Source organism: Rhizobium ruizarguesonis (assembly GCF_012349115.1).
GTDB classification, from domain to species: Bacteria; Pseudomonadota; Alphaproteobacteria; order Rhizobiales; family Rhizobiaceae; genus Rhizobium; species Rhizobium ruizarguesonis.
In genome coordinates, this window is sequence record NZ_PQIG01000004.1 from 1 (window position 1) to 2,531 (window position 2,531).

The 2,531-nt window shown below is 58.9% G+C and carries 4 protein-coding genes; 2 read left to right on the forward strand and 2 right to left on the reverse strand.

The window, feature by feature from the left end:
• Window positions 1–78: 78 nt before the first annotated feature.
• Window positions 79–357 carry a GNAT family N-acetyltransferase gene (locus C3Y91_RS02365; RefSeq protein WP_017965846.1) on the reverse strand — a complete coding sequence of 93 codons (279 nt, stop codon included), beginning with the start codon at window positions 355–357 and terminating at the stop codon, window positions 79–81.
• 55 nt (window positions 358–412) lie between these two features.
• Between C3Y91_RS02365 and C3Y91_RS02370 the strand changes: the two genes are divergently transcribed.
• Window positions 413–979: a paraquat-inducible protein A gene (locus tag C3Y91_RS02370; protein WP_018073707.1), complete on the forward strand. Its 567-nt coding sequence runs from the start codon at window positions 413–415 to the stop codon at window positions 977–979.
• Window positions 980–1,001: 22 nt separating this feature from the next.
• Here C3Y91_RS02370 and sciP read toward each other — a convergent pair whose 3' ends face one another.
• Window positions 1,002–1,277, reverse strand: a complete 276-nt coding sequence (gene sciP, locus C3Y91_RS02375; protein WP_007533628.1) for a CtrA inhibitor SciP — start codon at window positions 1,275–1,277, stop codon at window positions 1,002–1,004.
• A 400-nt stretch (window positions 1,278–1,677) separates the two neighbouring features.
• Between sciP and C3Y91_RS02380 the strand changes: the two genes are divergently transcribed.
• Entirely contained in the window at window positions 1,678–2,424 is a 747-nt protein-coding gene (locus tag C3Y91_RS02380; protein ID WP_168574926.1) for a response regulator transcription factor, read from the forward strand.
• The last annotated feature ends 107 nt before the right edge of the window (window positions 2,425–2,531 follow it).

Below are 2,531 nucleotides of genomic sequence, written 5' to 3' on the forward strand. Positions count from 1 at the left end.
TCGCTCCTCGCGCTTTATATCCTTGTTTTTACGCATGTCGTTGTCGCAAAACCGCTGCACAGTTTTGCGCGACGTGCTCTAGTTCACGACGTCCTTCCATTCCGGATGGCGTTGCGCCTGCGCCTTGAAGAAGGGGCAAAGCGGGATGATCTTCCAGCCACCGGTGCGGGCTGCTTCCACAGCGTGGAGCGCCAACGCCTGGCCGACGCCCTTGCCGCGTAGCGCATCGGGAACGCCGGTGTGATCGATGATGACCAGCTTCGGCGATGTGCGTGAATAGGTCATCTCCGCCTCGTGTCCTTCGACCTCGGCCGCATAACGGCCGCCGGAGGCGCCTTCCTCGTTTCGAATGTCCATTGTCTTTCCTCGTAACGGATATTGTCGTGGCGGACCGTGACATGGCGGCGCGGTCGTGCCAAGCCGTGGAGGCAATAGAGGCAGGAAACGGAGTGTTCATGCAAAATATCGGGTCGATACGAGGTTCGGGGCAATGAAGGCGCTTTCGATGATTCGCCCCGTGCTTCTCGTGGCCGCGCCGTTCTTCCTGGCGCTCGGCCTCGTCTTGCCGCTGGTCCGTTTCGAGACGCTATATTTCTTCGACGATACACCGTCGCTCATCGAAATCATCGTCTCGCTTTGGCAAGGCGGGGATGGGCTGCTGGCGGCGATCGTCGCGCTGGTTTCGATCCTGCTCCCGCTTCTGAAGATGATCGGCATCACCGTGGAGGCGATGGGGATCACCGCAGAAGCGACGGCCGCCGCCGATCGGGTCGGCAGCCTGTTTTATCGTCGCGTCGTACCGCATCTGTCCAAGTGGTCGATGATGGACGTGCTGCTGGTCGCGATCGTCATTGCTGCGGCGAAGACGACGGGGCTGGCGGATGCCTTCACGCAGCCCGGCCTCTGGTGCTACGCGGCCTCGTCAATGATTTCGGGCCTTCTTCATTCCCTCATGGGAGATGCGTCCGGCCCGAAATAGATGTCGTCGATGCTAGGTGTGATCAGTGACGATATTGCTGAATGCGCGTGGTGCGCAGGCCAGCGAGACCGTGGCTGTTGATCGACGACTGCCAGGAGAGGAATTCTTCGACCGTGAGCGTATAACGCTCGCAGGCCTCTTCCAAGCTCAACAGGCCACCGCGAACAGCCGCGACAACCTCTGCCTTCCGGCGAATCACCCAGCGCCGCGTATTGGGCGGCGGAAGATCCGCAATCGTCAGGGGGCTGCCATCGGGGCCGATGACATATTTCACTCGGGGACGTATCATTTCGGTCATTGGACTCTCTACACAACGCAAGACCACGAACCCCACTCTAGCCTGCCACATTTAAAAATTGCCTAAACCCATCGTAAGACTTTGATAACAAATTTAGACGCCCGCCCTGGCCGGCGATTTGGAGCGGCCGCCTGCCACTACGTCAATTTGTGGCGCCTGCATGGGAGCCATGCGGAATAAATATTAGCTGATTTCCCGGGATGATCTTATAAGCGCTGCAACATAAGAATGAGCGCAAGACTTCGTCTCCGTTCTTCCCGCTGTATCAGTCCAGTTCGCGCTTTTGATGCTTCGTGTCCTCGGGATGCGGGGCAGAAGCCGTCTTTGCTGATGCTCCGGCGCGAGCTTTTCGCCGCCGGCAGCGAGGCCGAGCCGAAGCTGGCCATACGAGGATACGAAGATGAAAAGACGTGAGCGCGCAGTCGACGACTGCGCTGAGGATGCTGCATTTTCGCCTTCGCAGGCCGATGGCGCCGGGGTTTCATTCAACGATGGCAGGGAACGGCTCGGCGAGATGGCGAAGCTTGCGGGCTTCGATTTCTATCTGCTCTCGGCTTTCCCGCGGGGCGACCGTACGGCCTTCACCGAAAACCGGCTGACCAGCAACTGGCCGCAAAGCCTTGTCGGCTTTTACGAGGCCGCCGATCTCTTCTATTGCAGCAGACTGGTGACCGCGATGAAGCGGACGATCGTACCGGTCTTCTGCAAAGAGGGGTCATTTGCAGGCAGCGCCGCCAATCAGGAAAACCGCAGACTCAACACGCTCTTTCAGATGCACGGGCTAAAGAATACCTTCGCCTTCGCGCTGCACGACGCTGACCTGAAACAATACATCTTCGCCTTCTCAGGCGGCTGTCCTATGCCCACACGGGAGCAGGCGATGGCGCTGCTCTACGGCTGCATGGAGCTTCTGGACAAGGTTTCGCGCAATGGCGGCGGGGAAGACGGTCCGTCGGAGGCGCTTACCCGGCGCGAAATCGAATGCCTGCGCTGGTCGGCGGCCGGCAAGAGCAGCGACGAGATCGCGATCATTCTCGATCTCTCGTCGCATACGGTGGCGGGTTATCTGAAGAGCGCGATGCGCAAGCTCGATTCGGTCAACCGCATGCAGGCGGTCGCCAGAGCATTCCGGTACCGGCTGCTCTAGGCTCCAAACCCAATCAAGTCATTGATCAAAATGGATCGCTGTGATTCATTACGATGACAATGGGAGTTTTGATGATGGCAGGAGAGTTCTGGCTTGATGATCAGCAG

Coding starts and splice junctions, on each gene's coding strand:
- C3Y91_RS02365 (WP_017965846.1), bottom strand. CDS start 357: ATGGACATTCGAAACGAGGAAGGCGCCTCCGGCGGCCGTTATGCGGCC.
- sciP (WP_007533628.1), bottom strand. CDS start 1,277: ATGACCGAAATGATACGTCCCCGAGTGAAATATGTCATCGGCCCCGAT.
- C3Y91_RS02380 (WP_168574926.1), top strand. CDS start 1,678: ATGAAAAGACGTGAGCGCGCAGTCGACGACTGCGCTGAGGATGCTGCA.